Origin of the sequence: Mesobacillus maritimus (assembly GCF_019749255.1) — a bacterium.
Taxonomy (GTDB): Bacteria; Bacillota; Bacilli; order Bacillales; family Cytobacillaceae; genus Mesobacillus_B; species Mesobacillus_B maritimus_A.
Genome location: NZ_JACWFH010000025.1, coordinates 90,792 through 109,045, shown reverse-complemented (window position 1 = coordinate 109,045; position 18,254 = coordinate 90,792). Strand labels below are relative to the sequence as shown.

Here is an 18,254-nt window from a genome sequence, read left to right as displayed (position 1 = left end):
GACGCTTGTTTGTTTAGTTTTCAAAGGACAATTTGTAATATGTTGTCTAAAAGCGACAAGATTTATAATAACACATCACTTTTGTTTAATCAACTATTTTTTAATAGTTTTTCGATTAAATATTTTAGCGATATAGTGTTTTTAGAAGAAATCGTTGTTTCCGCTGACAACGTTTTATACTATACTACACATTCAAACATCTCGTCAATACTTTATTACAAGTATTTTCATAGTAAAATTTTTTATTAACGTGTAGCTAAGATAGCTAAATTAGAATAACATTTCAATTGGAAATAGACAACTCTTTTCGCACCTCTAATGATTTTTATTAAATAGGATAGTTTTAATAAAGTACAAATCAATATCATTCTAAAATCACAGCAACATCCACTGTTTTTTTATCATCAACTGCTATTGAATCCTATGTAGATCCCTAAATGTTTCAACACAATAAGAATACTATGAGGATTTTAATAGTATTTATAAAATAGGAAATTAACCGATACATATCTCTACACCTAAGCATAATCTAATAAAAAGAAAAGCTATAGTTTCATAAAGTGTGCAGGCACGCCTACCACTTCATTACTAAAAGCTTTTCTCTCCAGATTTCAATTGGACTAGGACGTCTGGCGGGAATACACTGCGGCAAATGATTTTTGCAACCACATGGTAATCAGAATTAGTACCCTTCTTTATATCCATTTTAGGTATGTTTTCAGTTAGGACAATAATGGACCAAGCAACCGACCATAAATCTAAATCATTCCAGGTGAAGCCTAAGTCTTTAGCTTGTTTTAATCCTTCATAAATACTTCCATGAAGCTTCCTCCTAGCTTCTCCAAATACTTCCGTTAATTCTGGATCATGCGGTAGTAATTCTGGAAGGACCCGATGAAGACCTAATTTTTCGAGCCGATCATAATGGCTTGCTAATTGTTCTGCTAGTTCTGTTTCAGGGTCATTATGATTCAACCAACTCGGTCTCGGTGGCATGAACCTTTCTAACTGATCCTTTATAAGCGCCATCAAAAGCTGGCGTTTATCACAAAAATATCGATAAAACGTACCTGTAGCGACATTAGCGTGGGCCGCAATTTCCTTTGCAGTGGTATGGTCAAATCCTTTTTCGATAAATAAGATTCGTCCACTTTCAAGGAGAGCCTGTCTTTTCTGATAAGCACGTTCTTGTTTGGGAACAGATGGGAATTGTCCAATAAGTTGGTTACTTTCCTGGTCATTCATAATACTCACCTCTACAATAATATAGCACAAAAGTTATACATGAACCAAAGTTCATTTTCTCTTGACGTAACACGCATCATATGGAATACTTGAACTAAAGTTCATGTTTATCTATTTTTGTTTTTTTACACCCCTCTAACAATAATAGGTAAATATGAACGGCATATATCTTCATTCATCCACATTATGTAAGGAGCGATTAGCAATTGGAAACTTCAAATGAGTATGTAATGAAACAAAAAGGTATAGCAGAGTGCGGCGACAAAGTCCGTTTTGTTCGAAACGGGAGAATCATTGTCGGAGAAGTATCTATTGTTAGAAATGAAAGCGTTATCGTAAATGTAAGTAAAAATGACGCCATAAAATTAAATATCGAAACCCCTATAACCGTTGTGGCTCATAAAAACTACCAAATTATCGATCAGAGCCCATCCTTTTTATCTAGAGTGAAGTAATTCCCAGGGGCAAGTTTGTTTATGCATTCCTATTCCTACCACAATGCAAAAAAGCTTGGGGAGTAGCTCGCCAAGCTTTTGATCAGCCCTTTTTTAAAGGGCATCACAACTATAAAAACTTACCTCATCAACGTTATTCATTCGTCAAGATTTGCTTTATAAAAAGATTTTCAATTGCACGATGCTCAGTTAATGGACCAGTGCAGTGAATGGATTCGCCTCTTCTTTGCCTTGTTCGGACATTCCGTATTACTTCACTTAACAAAAGCCCCGAAAATAATAAATATGGAATGACAATTACTTTCCCAGTAGCCTGCTTAGAGACTGTCTCAAGTCCCTCTTCAAATCTAGGACTAGCCGCAGCTAGGTAACATACCGATACCTTTTCCATCCCTAGGCGCTTGCCAATTCCAGTAGCAATTTCTGCAAAAGCCGTATGTATACTTGGATCGCTACTACCTCTCCCAACAATTAGCAAAGAGTCTGCCGGAGAAACATCCTCAACTGTACCTCTAACCAATTCTTCTACAGCACCAAGAATTTCATCTTGAACTCCAAACGGGTCTCTCATACTTACCTTAACGTGAGGGTAATTGCCTTTTAACCTTTTCAGCGCTTCAGGAATATCCTTTTTTATATGCCCTGCAGCCAAAAGGAAGAGAGGGATAACGACGATTTCTGTCGCTCCTCTTTCGACACACCGATGAAAACCTTGATCAATAAATGGCTCGGTTAACTCAAGAAAACTAATTTCTTGTATCGGGAAATCTACTTTGGTTATGACCCTTCGTAAAAAGGACTTTGCCTCTTCGGCCCCCTTTTTCGATCGTGTTCCGTGACCAATATAAAGAATCGCTTTCATAAAATGTGCCCCTTCCTCTACAGCTGTAAGTACAGATTAATCGTAATGTGATTACTACATTATATAATATTTTTATCCTGTAAGTAACCTAATACGTGCTGTACTGCTTCTTCAACAGATACCAGATTAGAATGAATCGTGATTTCCGCTTGTTCCGGTGCTTCATAAGGAGAATCAATCCCTGTGAAATCTTTAATCTCACCCGCTCTCGCTTTTGCATATAGCTGTTTAGGGTCACGTCGTTCACATTCTTCTAATGGGCAATCCACAAAAACCTCAATAAACTCCTGTTCCGAGAAAATCGACCTGACTTGATCGCGGTCGGAGCGAAATGGAGAGATGAATGCGGTTGTGACGACTTTGCCACTATCAACAAATAGTTTTGCAACTTCTCCAATTCGGCGGATGTTCTCCGTCCGGTCGTATTCAGAAAATCCCAAATCCTTATTTAACCCATGGCGGATATTATCCCCATCTAACACATATTCATTGATTCCCTGCCTAAATAATTCATTTGATACTGCATTTGCGATGGTCGACTTCCCAGAACCTGATAGCCCTGTAAACCATAGCACACAGCTGCCGTGACCATTTTGTGCATGTCGGTCTTGCTTTGTAACAGTTGTATCATGCCAAGTAATATTTGTTGATTTTCCCATCCTTCATTCTCCTTACACAGTTGTTTTTTCGCGCATTCCTTCAATTAATACTTCCACGACTTCTTTACGGCTAAAAGTGGACGGTGGTAACTGCCCCGCACGAAGGAGTTCTCTAACCTTTGTCCCAGACAAAATCACCCGATCTTCTTTTCCGTGTGGGCATGTTTTATCTGATGCCATTCCCTCACATTTCGTGCAATAGAAGCTATGTTCAAAGAATAAAGGCTTGATTCCAAGCTCTTCTTCCGTAAAATTACTGAAAATATGTTGAGCATCATACGTTCCATAATAGTTCCCAACGCCAGCATGGTCTCGACCGACGATAAAGTGAGTGCAACCGAAGTTTTTGCGTGCAATCGCATGAAAAATTGCTTCTCTTGGACCCGCATAACGCATCGCTGCAGGGTAAACACCTAGCTGAACACGTTCTGTAGGATAATAGTTATCTAGTAAAACCCGGTAGCTTTTCAAGCGTACATCAGCTGGAATATCATCTGATTTTGTTTCACCAACAAGAGGATTTACAAATAAACCATCTACCGTTTCTAGCGCAGCTTTTTGAATATATTCATGGGCTCGGTGTATCGGATTTCTTGTTTGGAAGCCCACAACGGTCTTCCACCCCTTTTCTTCAAACAAAGCACGCGTTTCTTTTGGCTCAAGCCAGACGTCACCGAACACCCCTTTTTCTGGTTTTTTAACAAGAGTCACTTCTCCTGCTACGTATACAGAGCCTCTTTCAAATAATCGCTTTACTCCTGGGTGAGCATGTTCTTCTGTTTTGTAGACCTCACGTGCTTCTTTTTTCAAGTCTGGCTCAAATAATTCAGAGACCTTGATAACCCCATATACTTCATTTTCAAAATTTAATTTGTATTGTTCTCCTACTTCAAGAGTACCGGCAACTTCTGTTGAGACGGGTAGAGTAACAGGAATAGACCAAATCGTGTTGTCTTTTAAACGCATTTCGCTAACAACAGACTCATAATCCTCTTTACCAAGAAACCCTGTTAAAGGACTAAAAAGACCCACACCGATTAATTCCAGATCACTGAGAGCAATTGCATCAATGATAATTTCTTTCTCGATACTTGCAAGGTTATAAGAAGGATCAAAGTTTTGAATTAGTTTTCCACCATGTGGTTTTGGTAATAATGACATGTAAAAATCAACCTTTCTTTGCTAGTTTAATAGTATTATTATTCAATCTCAGTGATTGGAGTCTCTGAGTTTGGTCGTTTCATCAAAAACAACACTCCAAAAACGGAAATCAACACGCCAGCCATCGCAATGACAGGATAGATATTTTTTTCAATTAATAGTTGAATAAGTGTGTAAGAAAGGACCATCGAAAGCACAGGTGAGACGATCCAAACGGTTAACAGTTTTACAACAATATCCTTCTGTAGAACGGATTTCCCCTGCTTAGCAAAGCCAATGCCAATAATCGAAGAGGTCGTGATTTGTGTTAATGGAACAGGTATTCCAAATATTGAAGCTACTGTAACGATGCTTGCTCCAGTTCCTGAAATCACGCACCCTTCTTCTAATTTCAAGGTCGTTATCTTTTTCCCATTTGTTTCAAGCACTCGATAACCAAGAACTAGTGCACCTAATGCTACGAATAAGCCCCCATAAAGTATCCCATCTTCGGTTGACATGATTTCGGCACCAACCAATGGACCAACTGCATTGGCTACATTGTTCATCCCAGCTGCAAATGCTTCAAACAGTCCCATTACTACCACTAGAACAGATAGAACAGGCACTGCCTTTGGCATTTTCAACAAGGCCTTTACCCATTTGCTTTTTAAAAGATAGGTAGAAAGGATCGCTGCGAAAAAAGCAACCATGGGTGTTAGAAGCCAAAAAAGCATGATCCACAGCAGCTTGCCAACGAAGATTGATTGATAGACAATCCCTACGCCAATCACGGAACCAACCGCTACTTCACTAGTCGACAGCGGAATCCCAAAAAGGTTTGCTAGGAATAAAGACAATGCCGCGGAAGCTAAAACAATTAAAGCCACTTGAATCGTAAAGGTGGAACTTGGAACAATTCCGCTTCCAATTGTTTTTACAACTTCCCCACCACCAAGCCAGGCACCCAGAAAAACGACAATGGCACATAAAAATAAAGCCATTCGTTTTTTCACAACTCCTGCACCGTAGGCGATTCCCATGGACGCCGCGGCTCCACTAGCGCCAATATTTATTGCAAAAAACAAGCCAATTGCGATCGCAATAATCGTCAGCATAGGAATCTCCTCCATTTCCTTAGTGGCAGGTTATACTCTAGTAATCTTTTAGGTGTGCAACCCACACTCCGTTTTCCCACTGCCTGACCACCGTCCAGCTCGCGAATCTCCATCGTCTCCGACAGGCTGTGTACAGGGAAAGCAACCTATACTTGGATAGTTTTGATCATGTAGTTGGTTATACGGCAATTCATTTTCACGAATGTAGTCCCATACTTCCTCCCATGTCCAATGAATCAACGGACATAGTTTAATATTCTTGAATTTTTCATCCTTATTGACGAACTCTGTATTCGCTCTAGTTGGCGATTGTTCTCTGCGAAGGCCAGAAATCCATGCTTGTTTTGAAGTTAATGTCTCACGCAATGGAATGACCTTCCGAATTTCGCAGCATTTGTTTGGATCACGCTTCCAGAGTGCGGATCCATATTCTTCTCGTTGTTCGTCAAGCGTCAACTCAGGCTTTTTCTTTTCAATTCGGAGAGATGGAAATCGCTCTTCAATTTTTCTTATCACATCATATGTTTCTGGAAAGTGTAAATCAGTATCCAGAAAGACAATATGAGCATCCGGTTTTACTTGCTGAATCAAATGTATTAAAACAATTGCTTCGGCACCAAAACTAGAAGCATAAACAATTTGATCTTCCGGATAAACACGGTAAGCCCACTGTAAAACACCAAGGGCTCCTTTCGTTTTGTCATCCTCCCGAAAAGTATTCGAGATAGAACTCCATTCTTCGTACGTCACAGCCTTACTCATATTAGAAACCACCTTTCTGATAAAAAAAGGCGGTCTACACCTTTAAAAGGGATAGACCGCCTCTAGTTTGTCTAGTCAGCGCGTTTATTTGATTGAAGACGAACTTTTTCGTTCTTCTCAATTTGAATGACTTTTCCATCTTGAATCACCAAGGTAATGGATCCATATTTGACGTTTTGGAGCATTGTCTCCACATGCTGCGACACTTCTTGCCACTCCGACGGTTTCAACTTAGTTCGCCCTCCTCCCCGATGTAGTTAAGTTGCTTTTGTTAAAATTAATCCTACCATACACATAGGATTTGTCAATATTATTATGATAAATTTTTCGAAAATTGGTTCTTTAGGAGGAAACAGGTTTAGGAACAGAAAAAAAAGCCCTTTCGTATCCCGAAAGAGCTTCTAGAGTATATTAATCAAGTGTTTAAAAATGCTCGTTAAAGCGGAACAATGACCCGGTCTTTTTGTCTATAGAAACACCATTCTTTGTATCCAATTTCCTTGAGCTTTTTCGCAACCAGTTCAAATTCATCGCCAACTCTTTCCGGGTCATGGGCATCTGAACCAAATGTAACCTGGACGCCAAAGTGATTGGCTTGCTCTAGAATCACATCAGACGGATACCAGCCACCAACATCCTTGGTTTTGCCAGAAGTGTTGATTTCAATCGCAACATCATGTTCGCCGATCACTTTAAGCGTTTTTTCAACCACATCGGTTTGAATATCTGAAAACGTTGGATAAAAGCCTTTCATCGCATCAATATGGCCAAGAATTTGGTACATTCCACTACGTGCTGATTGTTCAATCAACTGATAGTAGGTTTCCTTCGTTTGAACCTGTTGCTGTTCATTTAATCTCTTCCACCGTCGTTTATTAAAAATGCTGATTCCATCAACTTGATGAACCGAGCCAATGATATAGTCAAACGGGTAGCGATCAAAATAAGGTCGGTACCGTTCAATGTGTTCTGGAAAGAAGTCTGCTTCAATCCCAAGCAGAACTTCTATTTTTCCTTCGTATTCTTGCTTTAAGGCTTGTACTTCTTTTACATACCTAGGAAATTCACTTACGGCCATCGCAATCTTTGGAAAGGCCTGGTCCTCTTTGTAGGAGAAAAACGGCGAATGATCCGCAATTCCGATGACGTGCAAGCCCCTTTCGATGGCTGCTTCAATATAATCCCTAATTTCTCCCCTCGCATGGCCACAGCGCACATGATGCGTATGCAAATCAAATTTAGAACTATCTTGATGTGTCATCACACACCTCCAATTGGTCTATCGTCCCTCTAAGATTATTTCCTTCGTTCCTTGGTTACATTCACAATAGGAAAAAACTGGATGGTGCCTGTCACCTGTTAAGAAAGCCCAATTATTTCACCGGTTTCTGTTATGTCCATTCCATTTGCGGCGGGTACTTTTGGTAAGCCCGGCATGGTCATGATATCGCCGGTTAGGGCTACGATAAATCCTGCTCCTGCAGATACCTTCACTTCTCTCACTGTGAGCGTGAATCCAGTTGGGGCTCCAAGCAACGTTGGGTTATCGGAAAAGGAATATTGTGTTTTCGCCATGCAGATAGCGAGGTTTTCAAAGCCTAGAGAAGATAGCTGTGAGATTTGCTTTTGAGCTGCTGAGGTAAACTCTACTCTTTCAGCACGGTAAATTTCTGTTGCTATCTTCGTGATTTTCTCTTCAATACTTCCATCCATCTCATATAACGGAGCATAATTAGATGGAGTTGTTTCACAAATCTCCACAACCTTGTTCGCAAGTTTTATGGCCCCTTCTCCACCTTTTGTAAACACCTCAGCAACCACAACCTCTACGCCTTTAGCGGCACATTTTTCTTTTAATAACGCAATTTCTGCCTCGGTATCGGTTGGGAACTTGTTAATGGCTACCACACTTGGGACACCAAATTTATGAATATTCTCGATATGTCTTTCAAGGTTTACAATCCCAGCTTCTAGTGCAGATAGATTTTCATTGCCTAGATCACTTTTCGCAACCCCGCCATTCATTTTCAGGGCACGGATGGTCGCAACAATCACAGCAGCGTCTGGCTTAAGTTCAGCGTCTCGACACTTAATATTAAAAAACTTTTCGGCACCAAGATCGGCACCAAAGCCTGCTTCTGTCACAACATAATCCGCTAATTTAAGAGATATTTTTGTTGCCATAACAGAGTTGCATCCATGGGCAATATTTGCAAACGGTCCCCCATGGATAAATGCCGGAGTATTTTCAACCGTTTGAACTAAGTTTGGCATAATCGCGTCTTTCAGTAACAAAGCCATCGCACCAGTTGCTTCTAGATCCCCCGCGGTAACAGCTTGTCCTGCTTGATCATAAGCAATGACCATTCTTGAAAGGCGCATTTTCAAATCTGAAAGGCTAGTTGCTAGGCATAAGATAGCCATTATTTCTGAAGCAACTGTAATATCGAAGCCGCTTTGGCGAACAAACCCATCCATTCTGCCACCTAGCCCGATGATTACATTTCTTAAAGCTCGGTCATTGGTATCAAGGACTCTTTTCCAAACAATTCTTTTAGGATCAATTTGAAGCTTATTTCCTTGATGAATATGGTTATCTAGCATTGCAGCTAGCAGATTATGTGCAGAAGTGATGGCATGGAAATCCCCTGTAAAATGAAGATTAATATCTTCCATTGGAACAACTTGAGCGTATCCACCTCCAGCCGCGCCACCCTTAATTCCAAATACTGGTCCCAATGAAGGCTCCCGTAATGCCGTGACTGTTTTCTTGCCAATTCTATTTAAGCCCATTGAGAGACCAACATTGACGGTCGTTTTTCCCTCTCCTGCAGGAGTTGGGTTGATTGCCGTTACAAGAATGAGTTTCCCGTCCGGCCTTTCTTCAAGTCGTTCAAGAACGTCTAATGAAACTTTTGCTTTATAGCGACCATATGACTCTAATTCATGTTCGGCTATTCCAAGATAATCCGCAATCTCAGTAATTGGAACCATTTTTGCTTCTTGTGCAATTTGAACATCTGTTTTCATCTGGACCTCTCCCCGTATGTATACTCTATTTCCATATAAATTCTACCAGTTTATACGGATTTAAGGGATGAAATTTCCCTAAAAGGCTTATTTTTAACCTGTTTGTTGATAAAATCTTACCGCCAATGATATTAACAAAACGCTGCTAAAATTTAAATCAAAGTTTTGGAGCCTTCTAACAGCTGCTGGAACAGCCTGTTCAAAGGTTGATATTGTCTGATGCTTTGTAATTAGAAGTTTCATTTCGTACAGAAAGGACAAGTTAAGCTCCAGTTAACAAGTAAACCCGTGCTTCATAGGGTTTCAATTTTAGTTGTTCTCCTAGAGAACCATCGCTTTGTTGATAATTACTAATCAATACATGTGCTGACTTGTATAGAATCGTGGCTGGCAATGTAAAGACAGGCTCATTTGCGTAGAAATTACAAATCACAAGCAACGTTTGGTTGTGCAACGTGCGCTTGTAAGAGAATATTTCCGGATGGTCTTCATCCACTAAATCGTATCCACCGTTCACAATGATTTCATGGTTTTTCCTAAGTTGAATAAGCGCACGATAATAATGGTAAATCGAGTCTGGATTGGACACCTCTTTCTCAGCATTTATTTCTGTATAATTCGGATTTACTTTTATCCAAGGTGTTCCGGTTGAAAACCCAGCGTTATTTGTCGAATTCCACTGCATTGGCGTTCTAGAGTTGTCTCGTCCTTTTACATAGATACTTTTCATTATTTTTTCTTGCGAGATTCCTTCTTCTTTTTGCTCATGATAAAAATTGTGGATTTCGATATCACGGTAATCGTCTATCGACTCAAATTGTATATTGGTCATGCCTATTTCTTCGCCTTGATAAACATAAGGGGTTCCCTTCATCATATGAAGGAGGGTCGCAAGCATTTTTGCCGATTCAACACGATATTCCTTATCATTGCCAAAGCGTGACACAGACCGGGGTTGATCATGATTATTAAAATACAGACTGTTCCACCCTATCTCTTCAAGCGCTTTTTGCCACTTTGTTAGGTTCTGTTTAAATTCAACTAAATTTAGCGGCTTTAAATCCCACTTTCCATACGGACCATTGTCTAACCCCATATGTTCAAACTGGAACACCATATTCAGTTCTTTCCGTGATTCTTCTGTATAAAGACGGGCGAGCTCTGGAGTGACACCTGGCATTTCCCCTACCGTCATAACATCATAAGCAGAGAGAACTTGTTGATTCATTTCGTGTAAATAATCGTGAATGTGTGGACCATTTCGATAAAACTTACTTCCTGACGCATACTTCTTGCCTGGTTTAGGATCGCCTTCAGGAAAGATTTCAGGTTTGGAAATAAAATTAATCACGTCCATTCTAAATCCATCAACCCCCTTATCTAACCACCATTTCATCATGTTGTACACTTCTTCGCGAAGCTTTGCGTTTCTCCAGTTTAAATCAGGCTGTTTCTTAGAAAATAAATGCAAATAATATTCATCTGTTGTTTCATCATATTCCCATGCAGATCCTCCGAAGTTCGAGTACCAATTTGTTGGTTCTCGCCCATCCTTCCCGGGCCTCCAAATATAATAATCTCGATAAGGATTATCCTTCGATTTCCTTGCCTCCACAAACCATGGATGTTCATCAGAGCTATGATTTACAACCAAATCCATGATCAATTTCATTCCGCGTTCGTGAACATTTGCAAGTAACTCTTCCCAATCTTTCATCGTTCCAAATTCATCCATAATATCCTGATAATCACTAATATCGTATCCATTATCATCATTGGGAGATTTGTATACCGGTGACAACCAAATAACATCAATCCCTAAGTTTTTTATGTAATCAAGTTTTGAGATGATTCCTTGTAAGTCACCGATTCCATCTCCATTGCTGTCCATAAAACTTCTAGGGTATATTTGATAGACCACACTTTGTTTCCACCATGCTAGATTCATCCAACATTCAACTCCTAATTTCCGAAGTAGTTCAATGATTGAAGCACATTTCACCTAACCTATTTTATGTAAAAAGAGCCTGCCCTAATCAGGCAGACTCCATATTCAGCTTGCTTGAGTCTTACGAGTTTTCCCAAGCAAGAGAGTCAAAATGAATGGGACAATAATGGCTATCGCCATCCCGATAAAGAAAGACCCCCAGTTTTTTGGAAAAATGGATAAAAAGGCAGGGAGGCCACCAACCCCAATCGATGGAGCCTGTACGCTAGCCATTGCGATAAAGGCGCCAGCCAGTGCAGATCCTATTATCGCTGAGATAAAAGCAAATCGGAATCGCAAGTTGACCCCAAACATGGCTGGCTCGGTTATCCCTAGATAAGCTGAAACAGCTGAGGTGGCGCTTAAACTTTTTAACTTTTCATCTTTAAGGACAAAGAACATTGCTAATGCAGCTGTTCCTTGTGCAATATTGGAAAGAGCAACCATAGGCCATAAGAAGGTCCCGCCCGTACTTCCGATTAGTTGGAGGTCAACAGCTAAGAATGTATGGTGCATTCCCGTAATAACAAGGGGTGCATAAAGTCCACCATAAATTAATCCGCCTAATAACGGTGCAACATCAAATATCCCTACAACTGCATTGGTAATTGCATTCCCAATTGCAAAGGTAATTGGTCCAATGGCAATAAAGGAGATGAATCCAGTTACCAAGAGGGCAATAGGTGCCACAAGTAATAGTTGAAAAGCATCTGGAATTTTATTACGTAGCCCTGTCTCCAGTTTAGCTAACACATAAGACGCGAGTAAGACAGGCAAAACTTGTCCTTGGTAGCCCACTTTTTGGATTTCTAATCCAAAAAGATTCCAAGTGGGAATTTCGTCGGTCGCTCCATAGCCCCATGCATTTAATAGATCCGGGTGAACAAGCATTAAACCAAGAACAATCCCTAGTAATGGGCTCCCACCGAAACGGTTCACCGCGGACCAACCAATCAATCCAGGCAAGAAAGTAAAAGCCGTGTTCGCAATAAGATTGATGATGCTTGCAACATCAGCCCATTGTGGGTAAACATCCACGATTGCTTCGTCAAAGAAAATTCCAGGGCCAGTGAGGATATTGTTAATCCCCATCAATAATCCGGCTGTTACAATCGCAGGTAGGATTGGGATGAAAATATCAGCTAGTGTTTTAATCGCACGCTGCAATGGATTTAAATTTTTTGCAGCCTCATCCTTTATCTGTTGCTTAGATGACTCACCGATTCCTGTCATTGCCACCATTTCTTTATATACCTTATCAACGGTCCCTTGTCCAATCACGACTTGGAACTGTCCATTGGTTGAAAAAGACCCTTTTACTAAATCCACATTTTCCAACGCTTCTTTATCAACTTTGCCTTCATCCTTTAATGCAAAACGTAGGCGTGTAACGCAGTGGGTGGCTGCTGAAATATTTTCTTTCCCACCTACCGCTTGGACGATTTTCTCAACTGATTCTTTATTCACACTCATGGTCTATCCTCCTATTGCCGACTTTAAAAGCATCAAAACTTTAAGGATTCTAAGATGTCTCTTTTACCTTTTGTTTACAACTCAATTATTATTCTTCCTCTTTTATCGGCTTCGGGCACCTATCGTGTTGCGATTTTAGCGGCTAAGCACATGAAAAAACCACGCCTTTTTTATCGGTGTGGTTGTTTTGATTGAGTAATTAAACTTTTATTACCTTTAGGTGATTCTAAAGTGAGGCGGTATAACTTTTTTTCTCAGATATTCGAAAAATCCGCTCGTGCCGTCGGCTCCGAATACCCAAATAAACTAACTCAATTCTTTCGCCACTGCGCGTCCTGCTTCTCTTCCAGAAAAAAGGCATCCCCCTAGAAACGTACCTTCTAATGCACGGTAGCCGTGTACCCCGCCACCACCAAAACCTGAGACTTCCCCTGCTGCATAAAGACCAGGAATTGCATCTCCAGAAGTATTTAGAACTCGTCCAGACAAATCTGTTTGCAGTCCTCCTAAAGTTTTGCGACTTACGAGATTCAAGCGAACTGCAATCAGTGGTCCGTTTTTCGGATCTAGTAGTTTATGGGGTGGTGCAACTCTAATTAATTTGTCTCCAATATACTGCCTTGCCCCACGTAGTGCCGTTATCTGTAAATCCTTCGTAAACTTATTGTCTATTTCCCGATCTCTGGCTTTTATTTGTCTCTCAATGTCTGCTAGATCCAACAAATTGTCACCTGTTAACTTGTTCATCCTTGATACGAGCTCAGGTAATTGTGTGGCGACTACAAAGTCTTCTCCTTGTTCCATAAAGGCTTTTACTGGCCTAGGAGCACCAGGCAAGGCTCTGGACAATACTTGTACAATGCTTTTCCCTGTTAAATCTGGATTTTGTTCGGACCCTGACAGGGCAAATTCTTTTTCAATGATTTTTTGAGTTAAGATAAACCAAGAATAGTCATAACCAGTCTTTTGAATGGCTTCTAGCGTACCTAATGTATCGAACCCAGGAAAATTAGGCGCTGGAAATCTTCGCCCATGGGCATCTAGCCAAAGAGAGGACGGACCTGGAAGAATGCGGATTCCGTGATTGCTCCAAATTGGGTTATAATTTTTTATTCCTTCCGTGTAGTGCCACATGCGATCACGATTTACAATGCGCCCGCCAGCGCTTTCAGTAATAGTTAACATTCTTCCATCAACATGGGCAGGCACGCCAGAGATCATTTTCTTTGGTGGCGTACCTAGTCGGGAAGGCCAATTCTTTTGGATTGCTTCAAGGTTTCCACCAATTCCCCCACTAGAAACCAAAACAGCCTGAGCTTGGTATGTAAAGTCCCCAATTACGTTTCTCGAACTATCCTCCCCACGAAGAACAGAACTGTGTTCAAGAACTGACCCTTCCACGCCAACAATTCCCCCATTTTGTTGAATTAGCTTATCAACTCGATGGCGAGGCTGGTACACAACCAACCCATTATTCATATGCTCTCTGACTCTTCGTTCAAAAGGGGCGACAATTCCAGGGCCTGTTCCCCATACAATATGAAATCTAGGAACTGAGTTCCCATGTCCCTCAGCAAGGTACCCCCCTCGCTCGGCCCAGCCAACGACGGGAAAGAATCGAACACCCATTTCATATAACCAAGACCGTTTTTCTCCTGCAGCAAAGTCCACATACGCCTCAGCCCATTTCCGACCCCAGCTATCTTCATCTTCCATTCTGTCAAATCCAGCTGATCCTAACCAATCTTGCCATGCTAACTCTTTTGAATCCTTAATCCCTAATCGGCGCTGTTCGGGTAAATCAACTAGAAACAATCCACCAAAGGACCACCAAGCTTGTCCCCCCAAAGAGGCCTCGGATTCTTGATCTAAAAGCAACACTTTCCTTCCTGCATCTGCTATTTCTGCTGTTGCCACCAAGCCCGCTAGCCCAGCGCCCACTACGATAACATCATAACCCATCCCCCTCATCCCCCTCCTAAACTACCACTCTATCTTATCTACATATTAGCTACTGTATTCAGAATTATCAAATATATATTGAGAATTTTGATCCTTGGATCTTGCGATTTTTAGTGATGCAAATATCTTACAGACCAATAAAAAAAGGGTTATTAGCTCAAATTGAGTAATAACGCTTTTTTTGAGGTCTAGTATAGAAAAAATGCCATCTACTCTAGAAAGATGGGAGTTGATCCAAGTTGTTTTCTTTAATGCCGTCCGGCTCACTGCGGATAATATCTCTTCCATACTTATGAAAGACGTCAACATGAGCCAGCATTCCTGCTTTTGCTTGGTCAAGTGCAGTAAGATAATCCAATTCTTGCCCACTCTCAGTTTTAAAGGCAATGATATCTCCGTCTTCATTTTTCCGAACAGCGACAATTTTTTCTTTTCCAGGATTGCTGTCTGTTCCTGATTCCGCAGATGCTTGTTGTTCCCCTTGTTGTTTATACTCGTTGAAAATTTGGTTAAAGTCTTTTGATTCCATAAAAACACCTCCCGAACATATGTTTAATTTGTGCATCGAGAGGTTTATTATGTATAGTCTCAGTTTATTATTATTTCTATCTGTTCTCAAATCCTCCTCCCCATAACTCTCTTCCACCGGTATGACCATTGTGTTGATGAAAATCCTTATCTACTAATTGCAACTTCCCTGCTTCTTCATGATGGTGCCACGCATAACCATCCGGGGTTTTCCCTTTTACTAGTTCCTCGATATCCTTTGCATCTAAGCCCAATTCATGGATAAGGTCTGGATTGGATTTAATGGCATGGAATAACTCAACATTCGCATAAGAAAAATGAACCAGATCGGATTGAAGATATAACGCTTCAGGGAGCTGTACTTCGAACCCCACAACAAATACGGGAAAAGTGCCCGTTACTTCTCCGATTGGCAATTCAATTTTCTTTTCCACAAAAGGAACTTTATTATTACTTAGTTGTTCCGCTTTGGTTGACTTTTTTTCCACATCAATTTCCTTAAAAGGATTAATGCCGCCAACCGCCATAACAGCTACAAAGCCTTCTGCCAATTTCTCATTATCCCCTTTTTGCCCACCATAAGCAGCACCTACAGTTTTAATGGAATACGAACCAGGATTTTCTCCCCCGGTAAGGGCATTAAAAGCTAAACCCTTTAAATCGTCCTTACCATCTACCTTGACTGTCTCGTTCTTTGAAAAAACTTCATATGGACCTTTAACCACTCCGTCGATAATTTGGCCTAGTGTGCCAATAGGCCTGTTTGATTCTTTCGTTGTCCCGGCAATTAAAACCGACTTAACTGTTCTACCTGCTAGCTTTACACTCCCTCTAATAAGAGAGCCCGCTACCTTCCCCACACCTTTACCGATTATTCGAAAGAAAGCCATCATTACCTCCTATATTTATGGACTAAAATTTATTAAAATAAATTGTCTAATGAATGTACAATATTATTCATGATAGCCAACTTACAAAAATCCATAATGAAGAAAGCATAAAAAAACAGCATAGGATGTAACGGACTAGTAATAGCTCCTATTAATAAATCCCCAAAGAATTTCCTTTGGGGACGTGTTCGACGCGGAAAAATCCTAATAAGGTGTCCAAGTTAGAGTTCTTGCTTTATTATATCGATCTTCTACCTCTCTCCAATTGACAACCTTCCACCAATTTTCCACATACTTAGCTCGCTCGTTTTTGTATTGAAGATAGTAAGCATGCTCCCATACATCTAGTACGAGCAAAGGAATCGTATCCCATTGAGTTAAATTTTGATGCTTCTCCGCAGTTAAAATCTCTAATCGATGTGATCGTGGTGCCCAGACTAGTATCGCCCAGCCAACTGCTTCAACATTTTTGGCTGCTTCTGAAAAATGTTTTTTAAACTGATTGAAACTACCAAACGTGGCGTTGATAGCTGTCATTAGTTCACCAGTAGGTTTGCCACCACCCTTAGGGCTCATAACATTCCAAAAAATGGTGTGTAAATAATGTCCTGATCCGTTAAAAGCTGCCTCACGTTCCCAATGCTTAATTAAACTAAAGTCCCCTTTTTCGCGAGCCTTTTTCATTTCCTTTTCAGCTTTATTCAGTCCATCTACATAGCTTTGATGATGCTTTGTATGATGCAACCTCATAATCTCCTCAGCAATGACCGGTTCAAGTGCATTATATGCATATGGGAGCGGAGGTAATTTATGACCTCCTAGTGGAACAGACGTTATAGCGTCTGCTTCCTGTCTATCCCGTTCCGTTTCCGATCTTTGAAGCAAAGATTGAAGCTCTTCATGTATACTCATTGCTTGTTTATATAATGTCTCTTCATCTATGAGACTTTCTTCTGTATTCACTTCATTAATTAAGGATGCTAGTTTGTTTTCCCATTCCTCTAATACAGGTTCATCAATTCGCTCTGTTAGCTGTTCGAAAGATGCAGTAAAAGTCTCTTCAATTTCTTCACACCAATTAGCCAATCTCTCCCTATACGGCTGTTCTATCAATGGCTTCGCCTCCCTAGGTTAAACATCTTTAACAAAATATGAGATGAAACCGGAAAAGGTTACCAACCAACGAGTATGCGGTAGCTAAATGGTAAAGCAACAACCTCTTCTTTTTTCGAGGAGTACGAAGATTTTTTATTGTTCCCCAGTTTTTGCTAGCGGCTGAGGGTAGCTAGTGGCAGACTGTTTCTTTTTAAGGTGAATGTCGTTTTTCTTATATGCATGCCAATAAGCTCCTGCGATAAATACTGATCCCCCCACAGCGTTTCCTAGGAGGACTGGGAAAAAGTTTCCGATATACTCGATCCAAGTAAAGTGCCCAGCGAAAATAGCTGCTGGAATCACGAACATATTAGCGACAACGTGCTGGAATCCTAGGGCGACAAACGCCATCGTTGGAAACCAAATTCCAACCATCTTTCCAATCAAGTCATCTGAGGAATAGCAAAGCCAAACTGCTGCCGCAACCAGCCAGTTGCATCCTATCCCTGAGATGAATGCCTGTAAAAACGTCGCTTCTAATTTATGCTCGGCAATCGAAACTGTTTCAGCCATATAAGGAGCAGTTTCTGTTAAACCAACAATATGTCCAAAAAAATAGGCGATAAAAATGGCGCCCATAAAGTTACTCATCGCTACCAATGCCCAGTTTGAAAAAACCTTTCGGAGTTGAACCCTGTGGGCAAGACGTGCAAACGGTACAGCCATCATATTTCCGGTTAGCAGTTCCCCTCCAACCAGTAAGGTGAGAATAAGTCCAATTGGAAATACAGAAGCCCCAACTAAACTACTTAATCCTGTTAAGCTTTCGGGTAATACCGCCGTCATTCGAATCGAGAGTAAATATCCTAAAGCGATAAATGCACCTGCCTGAAAACCAAGTATTAAGATTTTTAAAAAGGGGTAAGTGGTCTTGTAAACACCCGTTTCTACAATTTTCTCGATGTTTTTTTCTGAATTCCTGTAAGCCATAACGATAGCGCCTCTTTTTCTAAATATTTTTATTTATTGTGAAAAATTTCACATAAAT

17 protein-coding genes are annotated in these 18,254 nt (G+C 40.6%); 1 reads left to right on the top strand and 16 read right to left on the bottom strand.

Translation table 11 applies throughout. The features are described from left to right. Positions 1 to 588 precede the first annotated feature (588 nt). On the bottom strand, positions 589 to 1,245 hold the full coding sequence (locus H0185_RS17960) for a TetR/AcrR family transcriptional regulator (RefSeq protein ID WP_221874863.1): 657 nt from the start codon (positions 1,243 to 1,245) through the stop codon (positions 589 to 591). Between the two features lie 206 nt (positions 1,246 to 1,451). Here H0185_RS17960 and H0185_RS17955 point away from each other — a divergent pair, with 206 nt between their 5' ends. Beyond that, positions 1,452 to 1,700 carry a DUF2187 family protein gene (locus H0185_RS17955; RefSeq protein ID WP_221874862.1) on the top strand — a complete coding sequence of 83 codons (249 nt, stop codon included), beginning with the start codon at positions 1,452 to 1,454 and terminating at the stop codon, positions 1,698 to 1,700. Between the two features lie 133 nt (positions 1,701 to 1,833). Here H0185_RS17955 and H0185_RS17950 read toward each other — a convergent pair whose 3' ends face one another. The 15 genes from H0185_RS17950 to H0185_RS17880 all read right to left on the bottom strand — a co-directional run bounded on the left by H0185_RS17950 (position 1,834) and on the right by H0185_RS17880 (position 18,196). Further along, positions 1,834 to 2,562: a sirohydrochlorin chelatase gene (locus tag H0185_RS17950; protein WP_221874861.1), complete on the bottom strand. Its 729-nt coding sequence runs from the start codon at positions 2,560 to 2,562 to the stop codon at positions 1,834 to 1,836. A gap of 59 nt (positions 2,563 to 2,621) precedes the next feature. Beyond that, positions 2,622 to 3,221 carry an adenylyl-sulfate kinase gene (gene cysC, locus H0185_RS17945; RefSeq protein WP_221874860.1) on the bottom strand — a complete coding sequence of 200 codons (600 nt, stop codon included), beginning with the start codon at positions 3,219 to 3,221 and terminating at the stop codon, positions 2,622 to 2,624. Positions 3,222 to 3,233: 12 nt separating this feature from the next. Continuing rightward, complete coding sequence (sat, locus tag H0185_RS17940; protein ID WP_221874859.1) at positions 3,234 to 4,382, bottom strand: sulfate adenylyltransferase; 1,149 nt, start codon at positions 4,380 to 4,382, stop codon at positions 3,234 to 3,236. A gap of 38 nt (positions 4,383 to 4,420) precedes the next feature. After that, entirely contained in the window at positions 4,421 to 5,479 is a 1,059-nt protein-coding gene (gene cysP / locus H0185_RS17935) for a sulfate permease (protein ID WP_221874858.1), read from the bottom strand. A gap of 48 nt (positions 5,480 to 5,527) precedes the next feature. Next, entirely contained in the window at positions 5,528 to 6,241 is a 714-nt protein-coding gene (locus H0185_RS17930; RefSeq protein ID WP_221874857.1) for a phosphoadenylyl-sulfate reductase, read from the bottom strand. 71 nt (positions 6,242 to 6,312) lie between these two features. Continuing rightward, a complete protein-coding gene (locus H0185_RS17925; RefSeq protein ID WP_281427644.1) occupies positions 6,313 to 6,471 on the bottom strand; it encodes a YezD family protein in 159 nt (52 codons plus the stop codon). 206 nt (positions 6,472 to 6,677) lie between these two features. After that, entirely contained in the window at positions 6,678 to 7,502 is an 825-nt protein-coding gene (locus H0185_RS17920) for a histidinol-phosphatase (RefSeq protein ID WP_221874856.1), read from the bottom strand. A gap of 98 nt (positions 7,503 to 7,600) precedes the next feature. Then, complete coding sequence (locus tag H0185_RS17915; RefSeq protein WP_221874855.1) at positions 7,601 to 9,271, bottom strand: formate--tetrahydrofolate ligase; 1,671 nt, start codon at positions 9,269 to 9,271, stop codon at positions 7,601 to 7,603. Positions 9,272 to 9,533: 262 nt separating this feature from the next. After that, positions 9,534 to 11,219, bottom strand: a complete 1,686-nt coding sequence (locus H0185_RS17910; RefSeq protein WP_221874854.1) for a glycoside hydrolase family 13 protein — start codon at positions 11,217 to 11,219, stop codon at positions 9,534 to 9,536. Between the two features lie 105 nt (positions 11,220 to 11,324). Beyond that, on the bottom strand, positions 11,325 to 12,731 hold the full coding sequence (gene treP / locus H0185_RS17905; protein ID WP_221874853.1) for a PTS system trehalose-specific EIIBC component: 1,407 nt from the start codon (positions 12,729 to 12,731) through the stop codon (positions 11,325 to 11,327). A gap of 306 nt (positions 12,732 to 13,037) precedes the next feature. Continuing rightward, positions 13,038 to 14,693, bottom strand: coding sequence for an FAD-binding dehydrogenase (locus H0185_RS17900; protein WP_221874852.1), 1,656 nt, complete (start codon positions 14,691 to 14,693; stop codon positions 13,038 to 13,040). Positions 14,694 to 14,907: 214 nt separating this feature from the next. Further along, positions 14,908 to 15,222, bottom strand: coding sequence for a DUF3892 domain-containing protein (locus H0185_RS17895; RefSeq protein WP_221874851.1), 315 nt, complete (start codon positions 15,220 to 15,222; stop codon positions 14,908 to 14,910). Positions 15,223 to 15,298: 76 nt separating this feature from the next. Next, positions 15,299 to 16,111, bottom strand: coding sequence for an HNH endonuclease (locus tag H0185_RS17890; protein WP_221874850.1), 813 nt, complete (start codon positions 16,109 to 16,111; stop codon positions 15,299 to 15,301). A 204-nt stretch (positions 16,112 to 16,315) separates the two neighbouring features. Then, positions 16,316 to 17,224 (bottom strand): superoxide dismutase, encoded by a 909-nt coding sequence (locus H0185_RS17885; RefSeq protein WP_246629269.1) that lies wholly within the window; start codon positions 17,222 to 17,224, stop codon positions 16,316 to 16,318. Between the two features lie 135 nt (positions 17,225 to 17,359). Next, positions 17,360 to 18,196: a formate/nitrite transporter family protein gene (locus H0185_RS17880; RefSeq protein ID WP_221874849.1), complete on the bottom strand. Its 837-nt coding sequence runs from the start codon at positions 18,194 to 18,196 to the stop codon at positions 17,360 to 17,362. Positions 18,197 to 18,254 lie beyond the last annotated feature (58 nt).

What these genes read in the sequence shown, in the direction of transcription:
- cysP (WP_221874858.1), bottom strand. Translation starts at nt 5,479, where the DNA reads ATGCTGACGATTATTGCGATCGCAATTGGCTTGTTTTTTGCAATAAAT.
- H0185_RS17950 (WP_221874861.1), bottom strand. Translation starts at nt 2,562, where the DNA reads ATGAAAGCGATTCTTTATATTGGTCACGGAACACGATCGAAAAAGGGG.
- H0185_RS17910 (WP_221874854.1), bottom strand. Translation starts at nt 11,219, where the DNA reads ATGAATCTAGCATGGTGGAAACAAAGTGTGGTCTATCAAATATACCCT.
- H0185_RS17880 (WP_221874849.1), bottom strand. Translation starts at nt 18,196, where the DNA reads ATGGCTTACAGGAATTCAGAAAAAAACATCGAGAAAATTGTAGAAACG.
- H0185_RS17900 (WP_221874852.1), bottom strand. Translation starts at nt 14,693, where the DNA reads ATGGGTTATGATGTTATCGTAGTGGGCGCTGGGCTAGCGGGCTTGGTG.
- H0185_RS17895 (WP_221874851.1), bottom strand. Translation starts at nt 15,222, where the DNA reads ATGGAATCAAAAGACTTTAACCAAATTTTCAACGAGTATAAACAACAA.
- cysC (WP_221874860.1), bottom strand. Translation starts at nt 3,221, where the DNA reads ATGGGAAAATCAACAAATATTACTTGGCATGATACAACTGTTACAAAG.
- H0185_RS17920 (WP_221874856.1), bottom strand. Translation starts at nt 7,502, where the DNA reads ATGACACATCAAGATAGTTCTAAATTTGATTTGCATACGCATCATGTG.
- H0185_RS17915 (WP_221874855.1), bottom strand. Translation starts at nt 9,271, where the DNA reads ATGAAAACAGATGTTCAAATTGCACAAGAAGCAAAAATGGTTCCAATT.
- H0185_RS17960 (WP_221874863.1), bottom strand. Translation starts at nt 1,245, where the DNA reads ATGAATGACCAGGAAAGTAACCAACTTATTGGACAATTCCCATCTGTT.
- treP (WP_221874853.1), bottom strand. Translation starts at nt 12,731, where the DNA reads ATGAGTGTGAATAAAGAATCAGTTGAGAAAATCGTCCAAGCGGTAGGT.
- sat (WP_221874859.1), bottom strand. Translation starts at nt 4,382, where the DNA reads ATGTCATTATTACCAAAACCACATGGTGGAAAACTAATTCAAAACTTT.
- H0185_RS17930 (WP_221874857.1), bottom strand. Translation starts at nt 6,241, where the DNA reads ATGAGTAAGGCTGTGACGTACGAAGAATGGAGTTCTATCTCGAATACT.
- H0185_RS17890 (WP_221874850.1), bottom strand. Translation starts at nt 16,111, where the DNA reads ATGGCTTTCTTTCGAATAATCGGTAAAGGTGTGGGGAAGGTAGCGGGC.